Source organism: Actinomadura rubteroloni (genome assembly GCF_002911665.1).
GTDB lineage: Bacteria > Actinomycetota > Actinomycetes > Streptosporangiales > Streptosporangiaceae > Spirillospora > Spirillospora rubteroloni.
Genome location: NZ_MTBP01000003.1, coordinates 261,166 through 276,637 on the forward strand (window position 1 = coordinate 261,166; position 15,472 = coordinate 276,637).

A 15,472-nucleotide genomic window follows, 5' to 3' on the forward strand; every position below is an offset into this window, starting at 1 on the left:
CTCGTCCGTCCCGCCCGGTCGGTCGTCCGCGCCCGGCGACCGGCCCGGACCGGACGGCCCGTAGGGAGAATGATCCACGGTCCGGCCGATAACCGGAATCCCCCCAGGGAAACGGGCATAGCGTAAGGATGCCGCACGATCGGCGGTGGCGCGTCCGCCGGGTGTCTCCGCGTACCGACCGGTCGGTATCCTGCGGGCCGGGACCCGGGGGGAGGGACGATGGCGCGCGGGCCGAGCACCGTCAGGCGGCGCATCCTCGACGCGGCCGTCCGGCTGTTCGCCGCGCACGGCTTCGACGGCGCGTCCGTCCAGGGGATCGTGGCCGAGGCCGACGTCACCAAGGGCGCCCTCTACCACTACTTCGGCTCCAAGGAAGACCTGCTCTACGAGATCTACCGCGCGCTGATCGCCCGGCAGCTCGCCGACCTGGACCGGGCGCTCGCGGCCGGGGCGCCGCCGGGGGAGACCGTCCGGACGGTGCTCACCGAGCTGATCCTCAGCACCGCCGCGCACATCGACGAGGCCAAGGTGTTCACGCGCGAGATGCACCGCCTCGACACCGCCCGGATGCACGCGGTGCGCGCCGACCGCCGCCGCTACCACCGGACGTTCCGGGGCCTCGTCGAGTCGGGCCAGCGGACGGGCGAGTTCTCCGCCGCGACGCCCGCCGAGACCGTCACGATCGTCGCGCTCGGCATGGTGAACCAGATGACGTCCTGGTACCGCGCGGACGGCCCGAAGACCGCCGCCGAACTGGCCGCCGAGGTCACCGGGTTCGTCCTCGCCGCCCTGCGGCCCGGGGCCGGCGCGCCGTAGACTGCCGCGGTCGCGGCATGAGCGAGGTGGGATCCGGGAATGGGCAAGCACAGCGCGCCCCCGTCGAGGACGTGCCCGTTCTGCGGCGGCAGCGGCAGGAGCGACGACGGCACGCGCAAGTGCGGCGTCTGCCACGGAGAGGGGCGAATTTGACCTACCCGCCGGACGGCTGCGGTTACGAGGTCGCCTACAGCCTCGGCCGGCGCGGCTTCTCCTCCGAGCGCTTCACCGACGAGTTCGAGCTGATGCGCTGGTTCGGGGAGATGGTGCGGCGCGGCCTGTTCGCGCCCGCCGAGTTCGAGGAGCCCGACGAGGACGGCCGCAACGGCTACCGCATCTTCTGCGTCACCGCCGAACAGCGCGTCGGCATCAGCTACTTCCACCCCCGCCTCGTCCGCGCGCGAATAGAAGGTCGTATCTAACGCGATTTCGGGCGCTCAGGCGACGCGCTCGCGCGGCGGGCGGGTGAGCAGGGCCGGGGGGATCGCGGCGAAGGCCAGGACGGCGATGGTGACGGCCATCGGGACGGCGGTGTCGGTTCCGGCGATGCCCGCCAGGGGCGCGGCGGCGCCGCCCAGGGCGAACTGGGTCAGGCCCATCAGCGCGGACGCGCTGCCCGCCGTGCCCGCGGGGCGGCCGGCGAGCGCCAGCGCGGTCGCGTTCGGCAGGATCAGGCCCTGCCCGGCGACGACGAGGAACAGGGCGGGCAGGAGCAGGGTCGTCCCGGCGTCCGCGAGCACGGCGGCCAGGAGCGCCGCGCCGCCCGTCGCGACGAGCGCGAGCCCGGTTGCGAGCAGCCGGCCGAGCGGGACGCGCCCGGCGAGCCGTCCGCCGATCTGCCCGGCCGCGACGATGCCGACGGAGTTCACCCCGAACACCACGCTGAACTCCTGCGGCGACAGCCCGTAAATGTCCTGGAGGACGAACGGCGACCCGGAGATGTAGGTGAACATCGCCGCGAACGCCAGCGCCAGCGTCAGCGTGTGGCCGACGAAGACGCGGTCGCGGCACAGCGTCCCGAACGTCCGGACGGTCGCGGCGGCGCCGCCCGGCGACCGGCGCTCGGGCGGCAGCGTCTCGGGCAGCCCGGCCAGCGAGCCGAGCAGCACCGCGATCCCGATCCCGGCGAGCACCACGAACACGCCGGGCCACGGGACGACGCGCAGGAGCTGCCCGCCGAGGACCGGCGCGAGGATCGGCGCGAGCCCGCTGACGATCATCAGCGTGGCGTAGAAGCGGGCGGCGGCCGTCCCGTCGAACAGGTCGCGGACGACGGCGCGGCCGATGACGATCCCGGCGGCGCCCGCCGCGCCCTGCACGAGCCGCGCGGCGGTCAGCGTCTCGACGGTCGGCGCGACCGCGCACAGCAGCGACGCCAGCGCGTAGCCGCCGAGCCCGTACAGCAGCGGGCGGCGGCGGCCGAGGCGGTCGCTGAGCGGCCCGGCGACGACCTGCCCGACGGCGAGCCCGACGACGCAGGCGGTCAGCGTGAGCTGCGCGCGCGACGCGACCGTCCCGAGGTCCTCGGTGAGGCGCGGCAGCGCGGGCAGGTACATGTCGATGGACAGCGGCGCGGTCGCGGCGAGCGCGCCGAGGATGACGATGAGCGCGACACGGCGGGCGGCGGTCGCGCCGGGAACGGTCCACTGCGGGGTGGACTCGGCGGTGCTGGGGGGCATGAGGCTCCGGACGGCACGGCCGCGCCGCCGCGCGGGGGCGCGGCGGCGCGAGCGGGGACGGGTCAGACGGTCGTGACGACCTGGTCGTGCTCCAGCCGGGGCAGGCGGTCGTGCCAGGCGTCCGGTCCGGGCCGTCCGATGTTGACGACCGCGATCGCCTCCTGGTCGGTGCCCGCGAGGAAGTCGCGCTTGACGCCCGCGGCGTCGAACCCGCCCATCGGCCCCGCCGCCAGCCCGGCCGCGCGGATCCCGACGATGAGGTAGCCGAGCTGGATCGCGGTGTTGAGCCGGGCCATCGCCGGACGTCCCGGGCTCGCCTCCAGCGCGTCGCGCGCCCCCTCCTTGATCGGGAAGACGACCGGCAGGTGCTCGTGGAACGCGGCGTCGGCCGCGACGATCAGCGTCAGCGGCGCGGCGGCCGTCTTCGCCTTGTTGCCCTCGGCCATGTTCGCGACGAGCCGCTCCCGCGCCTCCGGGCTCCGGACCGCGATGATCCGCAGCGGCTGGGAGTTCATCGCGGTCGGCCCCCACTTCACGAGCTCCAGGATCGCGCGGAGCTGCTCGTCGGTGACGGGCTCGTCGGTGAAGGCGTTCGCGGTGCGGGCCGTGCGGAACAGCAGGTCCTGCGCGGCGGCGTCCAGCGCGAGGAGGTCGGTGGCGGTCGTCATGAACGGGCCTTCCTGTCGGCGGTCGAAGAGGCTCCGGCAGGTGCAACCGTAGGACGCTCCGTTATCTGCCACGTCAGGAAGTGGCGTGCGTCACATGGCCGGTCAGGGCCAGTGCGCCAGCCGGGCCGTCACCTCCGCCGCCGAGACGGCGATGGCGAGGACGGTCAGCGCCGACATGCCCGCCAGCACCGTCCACCGGCCGACCTGGTAGCCCGCCGGGACGAGCGCCGCGTCCCGGCCCCGCACCGGCCACGGCGCGCGCAGCGGAGCGGTCCCGGGGATCTCGTCGGACGGGTCCGGGGACGCCGGGGCGTCCGACGGCTCGGCGGGGGACAGGCCCGCCGCCCAGCCGAGCAGGTCCGCGATGTAGGACGGGTCGGTCGCCAGGCCCGACCCGAAGTACCGGACGTCCGCCGCCACGTGGTCCAGCGCCCGCACGATGTTCCCGAGCCCGACCGCGCGCAGCCAGCCGCGCAGGTCCGGGTCCTCGTACAGTTTCTTGCCGATCTCGGTGGTGAGCAGCAGGTCGGTCTTGGTGACGACGACCGCGACGCGCTTCTGCCGTCCCCGGTCCGGACGCGACCGCAGCTCGTTCAGCACCCGCTGGAGCGTGTCGGCCGGGTCCTCGCCCGACGGTCCCGCCGCCGCCTCCACCCGCGCCCGCTCCACGGCCGTCAGCGACCGGTTCACTTGCGGCAGCGCGAACGGGTCCACGATGAACAGCAGCGTCTCGCCGTGGTCGAGGTAGCGCAGCGACTCGACCTCCGTCGACCCGGCGAAGTGCTCGCCCGCCGGGTCGAACAGGTAGAGGATGCGGCGGGCGGGCGTGCCGCGCCGTCCGGCGGGCAGCTCGACGTCCAGCATCGTCGCGAGCGGCAGGTCCGGGCCGGTCTTGGGCGGACGGCCCCCGGAGCGGAACGCGCGGACCGCCGCCGCGTAGGCCTCGGCGTGCCGGCCCTCGACGAACGCGACCCGTCCGTCGACGGCCCGCGCCCGCGCGTGCAGGGCGCGGATGCCGAGCATCATGAACGTGGTCTTGCCCGCGCCGGGGCCGCCGACGAACGGCAGCGGCTCCACCCGGACGCGGCCGATGCGCGGCGGGAGCCGTCCCGAGCAGTGCGGGCAGTACGCGGCGAGCCGGAACCGGCCGAGCAGGACGGTCGTCGGCAGCCGCGTCCCGCACCGGCAGACGTGCCGGAACGCGCCCGCCGGGCCCGGGACGAGCCGCGCGTGCCGCGCCCCGCACCCCGGGCACGCGTACACCGGCAGGCCGATGCGCTCGTAGCAGAACGGGTGCGGGCACGTCTGGAGGATGCGGCCGTAGGCGGTGAACACGCGCTCCACGGCGGCGAGCACCACCGCGCACGCCAGCCACCCCGCGAGCCCGACCGCCGCGACGACCCCGTACAGCGCGGTCAGCGCGAGCGCGAGGACGGCGGCGGGCACGGCCGCGACGACGATCCCCGCGCACAGCGCCAGCCACACCGGGAACGCGAACCATCCCCACGGGCCGCCGAGCAGCACTTCGGTCAGCCGGAGGACGACGTCCCGGGCGAGCGTCCACACGCGCGGCCCGACCTCGCGCGCGATGGCCCACCAGTCCCGCCAGACCTGGCCGAGCAGGTAGTGCCGGTAGGAGACCTCCGGCGCGGGCACCGGCGACGGCCCCGACCGCGACGACGGAGTCAGCGCCCGGCACGCCTGCAGGTACGACAGCGCCGCCGCGCCGAGGCCCGCGACGACGAGCGTCAGCGGGAACAGCACCGGGAAGACCACCCCGAACCCGACCAGCATCGCGCCGACCCACGCCGCCGCCAGCACCGCGACCATCACCGGATTCATGCGCCCTGCCGTCCTCGGTTCCCGGTGCGCGCCTCGGCGGCGAGGTCGCGCAGGGCGGAGCGCAGGGCCGGGTCGCCGCCGAAGTGGGCCTCCAGCCTGCGGCCCGCGAACCAGCGCGTCACCGCCGTCCGCGCCCAGGTCTCCAGCGCCGGGTCGGCCGCGCCGAGCACCCGCATCCGCAGGACCGTCTCGATGAGTTCGTGCCGGGCGGCCGGGTCGCCGCCCCGGCCGGGCAGGGCGCCGGTCCAGCGGGCGCCGAGCCGGGCGCGCAGCCGGGCGGGCGCCGCCGCGAGCAGCGCCGCGCGCGCCACCGGGTCGCGGCGGGCGAGCCGGCCGGCGGCGACGCCGAACGCGGGCTCGGCGAGCGGTCCGGCGGCGCGGTCGGCGAGCGCGGCCAGGGCCTCGGCGGCGGCGTCCGGACGGTCCGCGCCGATCGCCGTCGCGCACGCCTGGACGGCCGCCGCGTCCCGCCCGGCGTCCGGGGCGGGCGGCGCGGACCGGATCCGCGCGGCGAGCCGCAGCACCTCCACGCCGATGTCGGCGTCGCCGAGGGCGCGGGCGAACGTCCGGGACGGCAGCTCCGCGAGCACCGGACGTTCGGCGAACGCGGCGGCGTGCGCCTCCAGCAGCTCCAGGCACTCGCCGGGCTGCGGCGCCGCCGCCCACAGCCGCTCCAGCACCGCGTCGATCTCGACGTCGGCCAGGGAGAGCAGGTCGGCGGTGACGGCCACGCGGTGCAGCGGGCGGCTGCGGCCCACCGAGTCCAGGACCGCGAGTGCCACCGCCGGAGCGGACGGCCACAGATCGGGGTCGTCGCGCGCCGCGTCGTGCAGCAGGTCGCACGTCCGGTCGCCGAGGACGGCGTCGCGGGTCGGCGCGTCCGCCGCCGCGAGGCCCGTGACGACCCCGGCCAGCAGCGCGCCGCGCGCGTCGTCCGGGCAGGCCGCCAGGGCCGCCGGGACGTCCGCCGCGCCGACCCGCGCCCGGCCCTGCGCCGCCGCCCGGATCTCGCCCGGCCGCGCGGGCGCGCCCGCCGCCGCCGCGATCCCGGCGATGCGCGCGACGTCCGTCAGCTCCTCGGCCGCCGCCAGCGCGTCCGTCACGGCGGGCTCCAGCGCGGGGCGCAGCTCGGCCGGCAGCGCGCGGCGCGGCAGCCGGTCCCGCGCGGACGGGTCGTCCAGCGCCGCCGTCACCGCCCGCAGCGCGGCCCGCCGTGCCGCCTCCACCGCGCCCGCCGCACGCGCCCGGTCCTCGACCGCGACGGCGAGGTCCACGCCCATCGACGGGACGCCCGGCACCAGGTCCCGCCAGACCCACTCGGGCAGGTCGCGGCCGGACCGGGCCAGCAGCGCCGCCGCCCCGGCCTCCTCGTCCGGCGTCACCCGCGCCTCGCCCCGGCACAGCGCGAGCAGCGCCGCCGCGCGCTCCAGCGCACGCGGGCCGGGCGGGCCCGCGCCGTCCAGCAGCGCCAGCTCGCCGAGCGCGTCCAGGGCCGCGAAGTCGCCCGCGCGCCAGCACGCCGCGACCGTCCGCGCGAACCGGCTCACCGGCCGGCGCGGCGGGGGCGCGTCGCCGAGCGCGAACGCCGGGCCGCCCTGGTACTGCGCGGCGGCCCACGCGTCCGGGGTCGTCCCGACGACCCGCTGGCCCGCGCCGTCGGGGTCGGCGCTGTAGGTGACGAACGTCAGCCGCTCGGCCGCCGAGACCGGCAGCGAGTACGACACGACCGCGATCCACCGGGCGATCAACTCGACGTCCGCCGCGACCAGCACCACCCGGCCGTGGCCGCGCCCGAGGACGGCCACCACCGCGTCCACCAGCGGCGCGAGCAGGTCCGGCTGGCCGCGCAGCCACTCGGCGAGCGCGTCCGGCGCGAACGCCGCGTCCGGCGCCAGGTCGGGAACCTCGGGCAGCGCGCCGAGCGCGGTCGGGCCGGCCCGCCACAGCGGCGCGTCCCACAGCTCGGCGGGCCGCAGCCCCTCCAGCTCGTCCGGCTCGGCGACGACCGCGTGCGCGAAGAAATTGCCGTACCGGCCCGAATAGTCCTGGCCGAGATAACGGGAGCGGGCCAGCAGCGGACGGCCGTCCACCCGGTCGTACAGCAGCGCCACCGGGAACGCCGCCAGCTCGCCCGGCCCCGGCGACAGCGGCGCGGTGGGCGGCGGACGGTAGGCCAGGAACGGCGCCACCGCCGCGCGCACCCGGTCGGGGAGGCCCGGCGTCTCCGCGGTGAACTGGAACCCCGACCGGCCGGTCGGCCCGTTCCGCGCGGACGTGTAGTGCATCTGCCAGGCCACTCAGGTCACGCTCCCCGACCTCGAACCCCGTCCAGCATCCCGAACCGGTACAGCAGCCACAGCAGCGGATCCTCGGCGCGGTGCGGCCGGACGCCGCCCGGCCCGACCCGCCCGTTCTCCGGCACGCCGCCGAGCGCCGACAGCCCGAACAGCGCGAAGTCGGCGTACTGCTGCCCGAGGAAGGTCTCCAGCCGTCCGGCCTGCCACTCGTGCAGCAGCGACCGGACCTGCTCGTGGACGGCGTCGCGGTCGTCCAGGTCCAGCACGCCCGTGCCCGACCGCGTCCGGTGCAGCGCCGACTGCCGCGCCATCTCCGGCACCAGCACGTCGATCTTGGTGAGCGCCACCGCGACCGGCACCGGCAGCCGCTCGCCCGGCTTCATCCCGCGCCGCAGCCGCAGCGCCTCGGTCACCCGCGCGATGATGTTCACCGGCTCGGCGTCGGGATCGGCGTCGGGCGGCGGCGGCGACCCGGCCAGGGCCGAGCCCGCGCCGGGCAGCTCCAGCGGGTCGACCAGGAAGATGATCGCGTCCGCCGCCTCCAGGTACCGCAGGTGCAGGTCGCGGACCTCCCGGCTGCGCAGGTCCTCCCCGGCCGTGTCGAACAGCACCAGCGCCAGCGAGTCGGTGCGCTCGCGCGCGAACCGGCCGCGCCGCGTCCGCGTCAGCAGGTAGACGAGCGGTTCGCGCGGCGACGTCGCGGCGGACGCCGTCGTCGGCAGCAGCCGCCGCTCCTCCAGCAGCGGACGCGCGAAGTCCCGCTTGTAGCGTTCGATCGTCCGGTCGTCGCAGGCCACCAGGGACGCGTCCAGCTCCGTCCCGACCCGGTTCATCAGCTCGTGCAGCAGCACCGCGATGTAGGTGCTCTTGCCCGCGTTCTTCGCGCCGACCAGCGCCACGATCCGGCCCGGCGCCTCGCAGTACGCCGACGGCAGCGGATTGTGGCACTCGCCGCACACCCGGCTGCCCGTCGGCTGCCCGCACGCCGGGCAGTCCGCCCGGCCGCCCCGGCCCGGCGCGGCGAACACCGGCGGCAGCGACGCGCCCGCCGCCGACCCGGTGTAGGCCGCCAGCTTCTCGTCCAGCACGGGCGCGCAGCCCGCCCGGCGGCCCGCCTGCCCCCGGCACCGGAACGGGATCCGGTGCGCGGACGTCGCGGCGAAGCAGTACGGGCAGGTGACGGCCTGCCGGGACGGGACCTTCGGCAGGCTCACCCGGGGCGCGAGCGGCGAACGGGACACGGGGACCTCCTACTTGGCGACCCGGAGGGAGCGGACGGGGGGGTCGCCGAGTTCGATCACATCATCATCGGCGAAGCACCGCAGCCAGTAGGGCCCCGCGACACGCGGGAGATCGACCGTCACCTCGCCCGGCACCGGCACCGACTCCCACACCTGGACCGTCTCCCCGTCGCCCGCGCGGTGCGGCATCACCCGTCCCTCGCGCAGCACCAGCTCCAGCCGGCCGATCCGCGCGGCCCGTCCCGCGCTGAGCCGCACCGTCAGCGACCGCCGCCACGGCGGGCCGCCGCGCACCAGCTCGTAGGCGACGACCGTCCGCGCCGCCACCCGCGCCGACACCGCCGGACCCGTCAGCCGCCCGTCGCCGGCCGTCCCGACCGCCGCGACCGTCACCTCCACCGGCTCGTCCTCGGGCACCGGCAGCCGCAGCCCGCCCTGCGTGTCGTAGGCCGCGCGCGTCACCGCCCGCCGCACCACCGGACGTCCGGCGCCGCTGCGCCCCACCCGGAACGCCACCTCGACCTCGGCGGCGTCGCCCGGCCAGTCGAACCCGAGATGGACGTGCGCGCCGCGCCGGTCGGCGACCACCCGGCCCGGCGGGGGCAGGTGGACGTGCCGGTGGTGCGCGCCGACGGCCGCGAACCCGCCCGCCACCGTCACCGCCACGATCCAGCCCGCCGACCCCGGCCGCACCCGCAGCCCGCCCGGCGCCGGATCCGACGGCAGCCGCCGCACGACGCCGCGCAGCTCCGCCACCGGGACCAGCGCGCTGCGCGGCCACGGCGGCGGCTCGTGCGTCAGGACCAGCTCGACCGTCCCGTGCCCCGGCGGGTCGAACCGGACGAACAGGGCGTCGGGGTCGGCCGGGTCCGGCGCGGCGGCCAGCTCGAACACCGGGTCGGGCGGCGCGCTCGGCGCGGCGGACCGCCGGACGCCCGGCGTCACGACCTCCCGGCCGTCGGCGTCCACGTAGACGGCCGCGACCAGGTAATGGTGCGTCGCCTCGTTCGGGACGATCTCGGAGAACCCGTCGCGCGTCGCGGGCACGGCGCGGCCGTCGCGCGTCACCCGCGCCCCGGCGGCCTCGGCGGGCAGCCGCCACCGGCCCGTCACGACGCCGTCGCCCGCCGCCACCGCCACGTCCGCCGGCTCCGGACGCACGACCACCGGGCCCGTCACCACCGGCGCCGACGCCGCCTCGCCGCGCACCGCCGTCACCGCGTAGTACAGCGGCGCGTTCACCGGCGGACGCTCGTCCCGGCCGCCGACCAGCGGCTCCCCGTCGGCCGCGCCGCGCGGCGGCCGGTCCCGCCGCCGCACCACGTGGTACCGGACGTCGCCCGCCGTGGACGGCGACGGCTCGAAGAACAGCCGCACCGTCGCGCCGCCCGCCGTCACGTCCACGTCCGCGCGCACGGCCGGGACCGGCTCGGGCGGCAGGCGCCGCTGGAGCTCGGCCGCGCCCGGCAGGTCGCCGACCAGGCGCAGCGCGTCGGCCAGCAGCCGCCACGCGCGGTCCGGATCGTCCTCGGCCGCCGCCTGCTCGCGCAGCCGCACCGCCGCCTCCACGCGGCGCCGCGCCTCGGCCGCCAGCACCGCCGCCTCGTCCGGCGCGTCGGCGTCCAGGCCGCCGTCGGCCATCTCCGCCGCCGCGTAGACGTCGCCCGCGTCCAACAGCGCCCGCAGCCGCGCCGCGACGCCGCCGCCCCCGCCCGACTCCCGGACGATCGCGAACACCAGCCGCCGCGCGTCGCTCGGGTCGATCCCGAGGTCCTCCATCGCGAACCGCAGCAGCGCCCGCTCCGACGCCCGCTGCCGCGCCCGCTCCCGCAACCGCTCCACGATGTCGTAGCGGACGAGCTCGGACGGGTCGGCGTCCGAGCGCAGGCCCGCCAGGATCGTCCCGGCGTGCGTCGTGCTCGTGTCCCGGCTGCGCCGCGCCCACGCCGCGACCGCCGCCTCCACCGCCGCCGCGTCCAGCGCCACGCCCGCCGCCGCGAACCCGTCCAGCACGCGCATCGGGCCGGTGAGCCGCTCGCCGAACAGGAAGTCGGGCAGATGACGGCGGCCGAGGACGTCCAGCGACTCCCGGACCTTCGGATACGCCGCGTACGGCGCCATCGGCGGCAGCGGATCCGGCTCGCGGACGTCGATCCGCTCCGCGGCGGCCAGCGCGCGCCCCTCGTCCGCCGCGACGCCCGCCGCCCGCGCGATCGCCTCCACCTCGCCCGGCGTCGCCATCCGCAGCGCGCCCGCCGCGTCCGCCAGCCGCGCCCGCACCGCCTCGCGCCGCCGCTCGTCCCGCTCCCGGCCGCCGCGCAGCCGCTCCGCCAGCGGCCGGACGTCGCCGCGCTCGGCCGCCGCGAACACCGCCGCCAGCTCCCGGTGCTCGGCCTCCAGCCGGTCCACCAGCCGCCGGTACTTGAGCTGCCCCCGCGCCCGCCGCCAGCACTGCCGGACCTGCTTCACCGCCGCCGCGACCGCCGCGGGCTCCAACGGCTCCCGCAACATGTACCGGACGCGCAGATCCCCAGGGGGCTGATCCCCGGCAGCCCGCGCGGGCTCAAGAACAGCCCGCCGATACTCCTCGTCAGCGTTCATTTGCCTCGCTCCGCTCGGCGGGCGGGCGCGCTTCGAGCCGCGCGCTTCCCTCGTCGCGTGCTCGCTCGTTCCTCGCTCCGCGCGCTCCTCAGTCCAGCGCGCGGCGCGCGCCCGCCGACCATCACGTCGCCCCCCTCGGCGGCGTGCGGCGACGGGGTGCGCGGGGGGTGGCGCGGGGCGGGGGCGGCTTGTGGGCGGGGGACACAGGGGGTCAGCTCACCTGGACGCGGGACAGGGCGGTCCGGGAGCGTTCGACCTCCTCCTCCGACATGCCGCCGACGTCGATCTTGAGGTCGAGGCGCTCGCCCTTTTCTTTCTCGATCGCCGCCACGTTCAGGAGGCCGGACGCGTCGAGCTGGAACGTCACCTCGATCGGCCAGCCCGCGCGCTTGCCCGACGGGATGCGGATGTCGCCGGCCGCGATCTCGTTGTTGTCGAGCAGGTCGGGGGACTCGACGCTGCCGGCCTGTTCCATCACGCGGACGTCCGCCGAGTCCTGGTCGTCGAAGACGGTGAAGAAGTCCTCCGAGCGCGCGGCGGGCAGCTCGTCGTTGGCGTGGACGAGATGGGCGACGCTCTCCTCGCCCGTCTCCCGGTCCACCACGACGATGCCGAAGGCGTGCGAGGCGACGGTGCGGATCGTGCGGCCCGCGATCTGGCGCTGCTGCTCGGCCGACAGGCCCGCCCGGGTCGCCATCTCCTCGGCGCGCTCGGCCGCGCCCTCGCGGACCAGGCGGCGGTAGGTCTCCTCGAACGCGTACAGCGCCGCGCCCTTGGCCACCGCGAGGTCGGGGTCCTGGAGGCGGGCGCGCAGGCCGAGTTCGGTCTCCAGCCGCGCCGCCACCACCGGCATCTTCGTGGACCCGCCGACGAGCACCAGGTCGTCGTAGTCGTGGACGCCCTTCTCCGCCGCCGTCGTGAGCGTCCGCCCGGTGATCTCGATCGTCCGGTCCAGCAGGTCGCGGGTCAGCTCCTCCAGCCGCTCGCGCGTCAGCTCGACCGCCGCGACCCGGCCGTCGTGCATGACCCGGACGGTGTGGACGGTCCGCGTCGTCAGCGACTTCTTGGCGTCCTCGGCGTCCCGGCGGAGCTGCTGCTCGGTCTGCGGGTCGTCCAGCGGGTCGGACGCGCCGGGGTGCTCGGCGAGGAACCGCTCGGCGAGGAACTCCACGATCCGCGCGTCCCAGTCCGCGCCGCCCAGCTCGTGGTCGCCGTCGGTGCAGACGACCTCGATGTGCCCGCCGCGCAGCGCGATCACCGTCGTGTCGAACGTGCCGCCGCCGAGGTCGTAGACGAGGATCGTCCGGTCGGCGTCGGGGTTCAGCACGCCGTAGGTGATCGCCGCCGCGATCGGCTCGGACACGATGTCGATGACGTTCAGCCCGGCGATCCGTCCCGCCTTGTGCGTGGCGTCCCGCTCGGCCGCGCCGAAGTACGCCGGGACGGTGATCACGACGTCGCGCGCCTCCTCGCCCGCGCTGGTCCGCGCGTCGGTGGCGAGCTTCAGCAGGATGAACGCCGACAGTTCCTCGGGCTTGAAGTCGATGCCGTGGATGCTGCGCGTGACGTCCCGGCCCATGTCGCGCTTGATGAGGCTCACGACGTTGCCGGGGTCCAGCACCGCGGTGTCCTTGGCGGTCGCGCCCACCACGACGTTGTCGCCGCTCTCGAAGTACACCACCGACGGGGTCGTGTCGGTGCCCTCCAGGTTCCGCAGGACCGCGGGGCGTCCCACATCGTCGATGGAGGCAATGCAGGAGTACGTGGTTCCCAGGTCGATCCCGTAGACAGCCATGTCCCTCTTCACCTATCGGTACCGCGTTCGGTGCTCATCGTCTCGCTCGGTCCGGCTCGGCGCAGCCGTTCTCGGCGGCGGGGGCGTCCCGGGCCGACGGCACGGTCCGCGCGACGCTCACCTCGGCCTTGCGGACGACCCGGCCGTCGCGCTCGAACCCGTCGCCGGCCACAGCGGTGATCATGCCGTCCAGCTCGGCGTCCGCGACGGTCTCCACGGCCACCGGACGGTGCCGGGACGCGTCGTAGGGCTCGCCCGGCGCGGCGGTGAACCGCTCCACGCCCGAACGGGCGAGCGCGTCGGCGATGTCGTCGGCGAGGGCGGCGAGCACGGCGGCGGCGCCGGCCGGTTCGGGCGGCTCGGGCGACGCCCAGCGGCGGGCCTCGCGGCGGGCCAGGTCGTGGCAGCGGAACAGCGCGGCGCGCAGCGGCTCCAGCGCGCCCTCCAGCTCGCCGCGGCGCAGCCGCTGGTTCTCCTCGTGCAGCCGGTCGATGACGGCCTCCCGGTGCGCGGCCCGCTCGTGCTCGCGGTCGAGCCGGGATCCGAGGGCCGTCAGCGCCGCGAGGATCTCCCCGTGCACGGGCTCCGGCGGAGGCTCGTGCGGAGGGACGACGCCCTCGTCCGGAGGGTCCGACGGGGGGTCGGCGCTGACAGCGGGATCCGGGTCGCTCGACACGTGCAGTCACCCTAACGCTCCGGGCGGGCACCGGGTAGGCCCACCGATGTCGTGAGTATGTGGCGAGTATCGCGTGCTCACGGCTCCGACCGCCGGTTTCTCACCCCGGACACATCGGGGTAACACCATGGAAACGGGCTTCGACCAGGGTGAACGCCGGTGCCGATTCGTCCGGTGCCGGAAGCGGGAGGTGACGATGTTGCTGCGGGTACGGGTGCGGCTGCCCGATCGTCCGGGCGCGCTCGGGCAGGTCGCGCGGACGCTCGGCGCGGCGGGGGCCGACGTGGCCCAGATGGCCGTCCTGGAGCGGGACGGCGGACGGGCGCTGGACGACTTCACCGTCGCCTGGCCCGCCGGCGCGGGCATCGACCCGCTCTGCGACGGGCTGGCGGCGATCGCGGGCGTGGACATCGTGGGGATCTGGCCGACCGTCGAGCCGCAGGGCGCGTTCCCCGACGCCGAACTGCTCGGCCATCTCGCCGCCGACCCCTCGCGCGGGCCGCTGACGCTCGCCGACGCGGTCCCGGCGCTGCTCAGCGCCGACTGGGCGGCCCTGGCCGAGACGGGCCCGGACGGCCCGGTCGCGCTGCACGTCAGCCTCGGCGGGACGGCCGGAGTGGAGCTGCCCGCGCTGGAGCCGCTGCGCCCGCGCGCGTTCACCGCGCCGGACGGCACGCAGTTCGCCGTCGCGCCGATGCCCGAGGACATCGTGCTGGTCGTGGCCCGGACGGGCGCTCCGCCGTTCCACCGCTCGGAGGTGTTCCGGCTGGAGCAGCTCGTCCGCGCGGCGGCGGCGGTGTTCGCGGCGCGGGGGACGCTCGGGGAACTCGTCCAGAATTCCTCCTGACGATGAAACCGGGACGAACGTAGCGGCGTCCATGTTCTCAGGACACGGTCTCCGGACGCGGGCGGCGCGGCTCGCGACCGGGGGCCGTTCCCCTTCTCAGGCGAGCATCGCCTTGAGGGACGGCAGGCGGAGCGTCGCGCCCCGCACGACGGCCGCCGCGGCGGCGACGCCCCAGCGCGCCGCCTCCGCCGGGCCGAGGCCGCGCAGCAGCGCCGTGAGGAACCCGGCGCTGAACGCGTCGCCGCGTCCGGCGGCCCCGACGACCTCGGACGCGGGCGCGGGCAGCCGCTCGACGCCGGCGGCCGACGCCAGCAGCCCGCCGTGCTCGCCGAGCGTCACGACCACCGCCGCGGGCCCCTCGGCGAGGATCGCCCGCGCCGCCGCGACCGGGTCGGACGCGCCGGTCAGCGCGAGCGCCTGCTCCTCGTCGGGCAGCACGTAGTCGGCGTGCCGCAGGAACGGCGCCGCGTTCTGGAGCAGTTCGGGGACGGTCGAGGACAGGTCCATCGTGACGGCCGTCCCGGTGGCGCGGGCGGCCTCCAGCGCGGTGAAGAACGCGGGGTCGTTGAGGCCGAACGCGACGTCCGGGCCGCCGAGGTGGACGGCGTCGGCGGCGGCGAGCAGCCCCGGGTCCACCGCGCCCGGGGTGAGCGTGACGTTCGCGCCGGGGACGTGCAGCGCCGACCGCTCGCCGTCCGCGCGGACCGCGAGGACCGCCGCGCCGGTCCGCTCGCCGGTGCGCCGGACGAGCCCGCTCACGTCCACGCCCTCCCGCGTCATGACGCGGGTCAGCAGGTCGCCGAGGTCGTCGTCGCCGATCGCGCCGACCGAGACGACGTCGTTGCCGAGCCGGGCGAGGGCGACCGCCGTCCCGGCCGCCGCGCCGGCGGCGGCCACGTCGATCCGCTCGACCGGGACCTCCGCGCCGCCCGCCGGGAGCCGGTCCACCGGACGCGCCAGGACCTCGACGGAGTGCACCCCGAGCGTGACGACGGCCATGCGCTTCCCCC

Annotated in this window: 12 protein-coding genes; 3 read left to right on the forward strand and 9 right to left on the reverse strand. The window is 76.9% G+C overall.

Features of this window, described 5'->3' with window-relative positions:
• Positions 1 to 219 precede the first annotated feature (219 nt).
• Both BTM25_RS22480 and BTM25_RS22485 read left to right on the forward strand, forming a co-directional pair.
• Positions 220 to 816 (forward strand): TetR/AcrR family transcriptional regulator, encoded by a 597-nt coding sequence (locus tag BTM25_RS22480; protein ID WP_103564977.1) that lies wholly within the window; start codon positions 220 to 222, stop codon positions 814 to 816.
• A 149-nt stretch (positions 817 to 965) separates the two neighbouring features.
• Positions 966 to 1,238: a hypothetical protein gene (locus BTM25_RS22485; RefSeq protein WP_103564978.1), complete on the forward strand. Its 273-nt coding sequence runs from the start codon at positions 966 to 968 to the stop codon at positions 1,236 to 1,238.
• A gap of 15 nt (positions 1,239 to 1,253) precedes the next feature.
• Here the strand turns inward: BTM25_RS22485 and BTM25_RS22490 are convergent, their stop codons facing one another.
• The 8 genes from BTM25_RS22490 to grpE form a co-directional block, all read right to left on the reverse strand.
• Positions 1,254 to 2,495 carry a multidrug effflux MFS transporter gene (locus tag BTM25_RS22490; RefSeq protein ID WP_103564979.1) on the reverse strand — a complete coding sequence of 414 codons (1,242 nt, stop codon included), beginning with the start codon at positions 2,493 to 2,495 and terminating at the stop codon, positions 1,254 to 1,256.
• 62 nt (positions 2,496 to 2,557) lie between these two features.
• The gene (locus tag BTM25_RS22495; protein ID WP_103564980.1) at positions 2,558 to 3,163 is read right to left on the reverse strand and encodes a malonic semialdehyde reductase; all 606 of its coding nucleotides are present in this window, start codon (positions 3,161 to 3,163) and stop codon (positions 2,558 to 2,560) included.
• A gap of 102 nt (positions 3,164 to 3,265) precedes the next feature.
• Positions 3,266 to 5,005, reverse strand: a complete 1,740-nt coding sequence (locus BTM25_RS22500) for a TRAFAC clade GTPase domain-containing protein (RefSeq protein WP_103564981.1) — start codon at positions 5,003 to 5,005, stop codon at positions 3,266 to 3,268.
• On the reverse strand, positions 5,002 to 7,302 hold the full coding sequence (locus BTM25_RS30740; RefSeq protein ID WP_103564982.1) for a GAP1-N2 domain-containing protein: 2,301 nt from the start codon (positions 7,300 to 7,302) through the stop codon (positions 5,002 to 5,004). Before BTM25_RS30740 ends, BTM25_RS22500 begins: the two co-directional genes overlap by 4 nt.
• Before the next feature lie 5 nt (positions 7,303 to 7,307).
• Positions 7,308 to 8,543 (reverse strand): TRAFAC clade GTPase domain-containing protein, encoded by a 1,236-nt coding sequence (locus BTM25_RS22510; protein ID WP_235828571.1) that lies wholly within the window; start codon positions 8,541 to 8,543, stop codon positions 7,308 to 7,310.
• Positions 8,544 to 8,552: 9 nt separating this feature from the next.
• Positions 8,553 to 11,054 (reverse strand): hypothetical protein, encoded by a 2,502-nt coding sequence (locus BTM25_RS22515; RefSeq protein WP_235828572.1) that lies wholly within the window; start codon positions 11,052 to 11,054, stop codon positions 8,553 to 8,555.
• A gap of 301 nt (positions 11,055 to 11,355) precedes the next feature.
• Positions 11,356 to 12,939 (reverse strand): Hsp70 family protein, encoded by a 1,584-nt coding sequence (locus tag BTM25_RS22520; protein ID WP_103564984.1) that lies wholly within the window; start codon positions 12,937 to 12,939, stop codon positions 11,356 to 11,358.
• Positions 12,940 to 12,973: 34 nt separating this feature from the next.
• On the reverse strand, positions 12,974 to 13,519 hold the full coding sequence (grpE, locus tag BTM25_RS22525; RefSeq protein WP_235828573.1) for a nucleotide exchange factor GrpE: 546 nt from the start codon (positions 13,517 to 13,519) through the stop codon (positions 12,974 to 12,976).
• 292 nt (positions 13,520 to 13,811) lie between these two features.
• Here grpE and BTM25_RS22530 point away from each other — a divergent pair, with 292 nt between their 5' ends.
• The gene (locus BTM25_RS22530; RefSeq protein WP_103565301.1) at positions 13,812 to 14,462 is read left to right on the forward strand and encodes an ACT domain-containing protein; all 651 of its coding nucleotides are present in this window, start codon (positions 13,812 to 13,814) and stop codon (positions 14,460 to 14,462) included.
• Positions 14,463 to 14,558: 96 nt separating this feature from the next.
• Here BTM25_RS22530 and BTM25_RS22535 read toward each other — a convergent pair whose 3' ends face one another.
• On the reverse strand, positions 14,559 to 15,461 hold the full coding sequence (locus BTM25_RS22535) for a carbohydrate kinase family protein (RefSeq protein WP_103564986.1): 903 nt from the start codon (positions 15,459 to 15,461) through the stop codon (positions 14,559 to 14,561).
• Between the last annotated feature and the right edge of the window lie 11 nt (positions 15,462 to 15,472).

Excerpts from the sequence above, each read along its gene's own strand:
- BTM25_RS22480 (WP_103564977.1), top strand. The coding sequence starts at position 220 with ATGGCGCGCGGGCCGAGCACCGTCAGGCGGCGCATCCTCGACGCGGCC.
- BTM25_RS22490 (WP_103564979.1), bottom strand. The coding sequence starts at position 2,495 with ATGCCCCCCAGCACCGCCGAGTCCACCCCGCAGTGGACCGTTCCCGGC.
- BTM25_RS22495 (WP_103564980.1), bottom strand. The coding sequence starts at position 3,163 with ATGACGACCGCCACCGACCTCCTCGCGCTGGACGCCGCCGCGCAGGAC.
- BTM25_RS22500 (WP_103564981.1), bottom strand. The coding sequence starts at position 5,005 with ATGAATCCGGTGATGGTCGCGGTGCTGGCGGCGGCGTGGGTCGGCGCG.
- BTM25_RS22515 (WP_235828572.1), bottom strand. The coding sequence starts at position 11,054 with ATGTTGCGGGAGCCGTTGGAGCCCGCGGCGGTCGCGGCGGCGGTGAAG.
- BTM25_RS22520 (WP_103564984.1), bottom strand. The coding sequence starts at position 12,939 with ATGGCTGTCTACGGGATCGACCTGGGAACCACGTACTCCTGCATTGCC.
- BTM25_RS22530 (WP_103565301.1), top strand. The coding sequence starts at position 13,812 with ATGTTGCTGCGGGTACGGGTGCGGCTGCCCGATCGTCCGGGCGCGCTC.
- BTM25_RS22535 (WP_103564986.1), bottom strand. The coding sequence starts at position 15,461 with ATGGCCGTCGTCACGCTCGGGGTGCACTCCGTCGAGGTCCTGGCGCGT.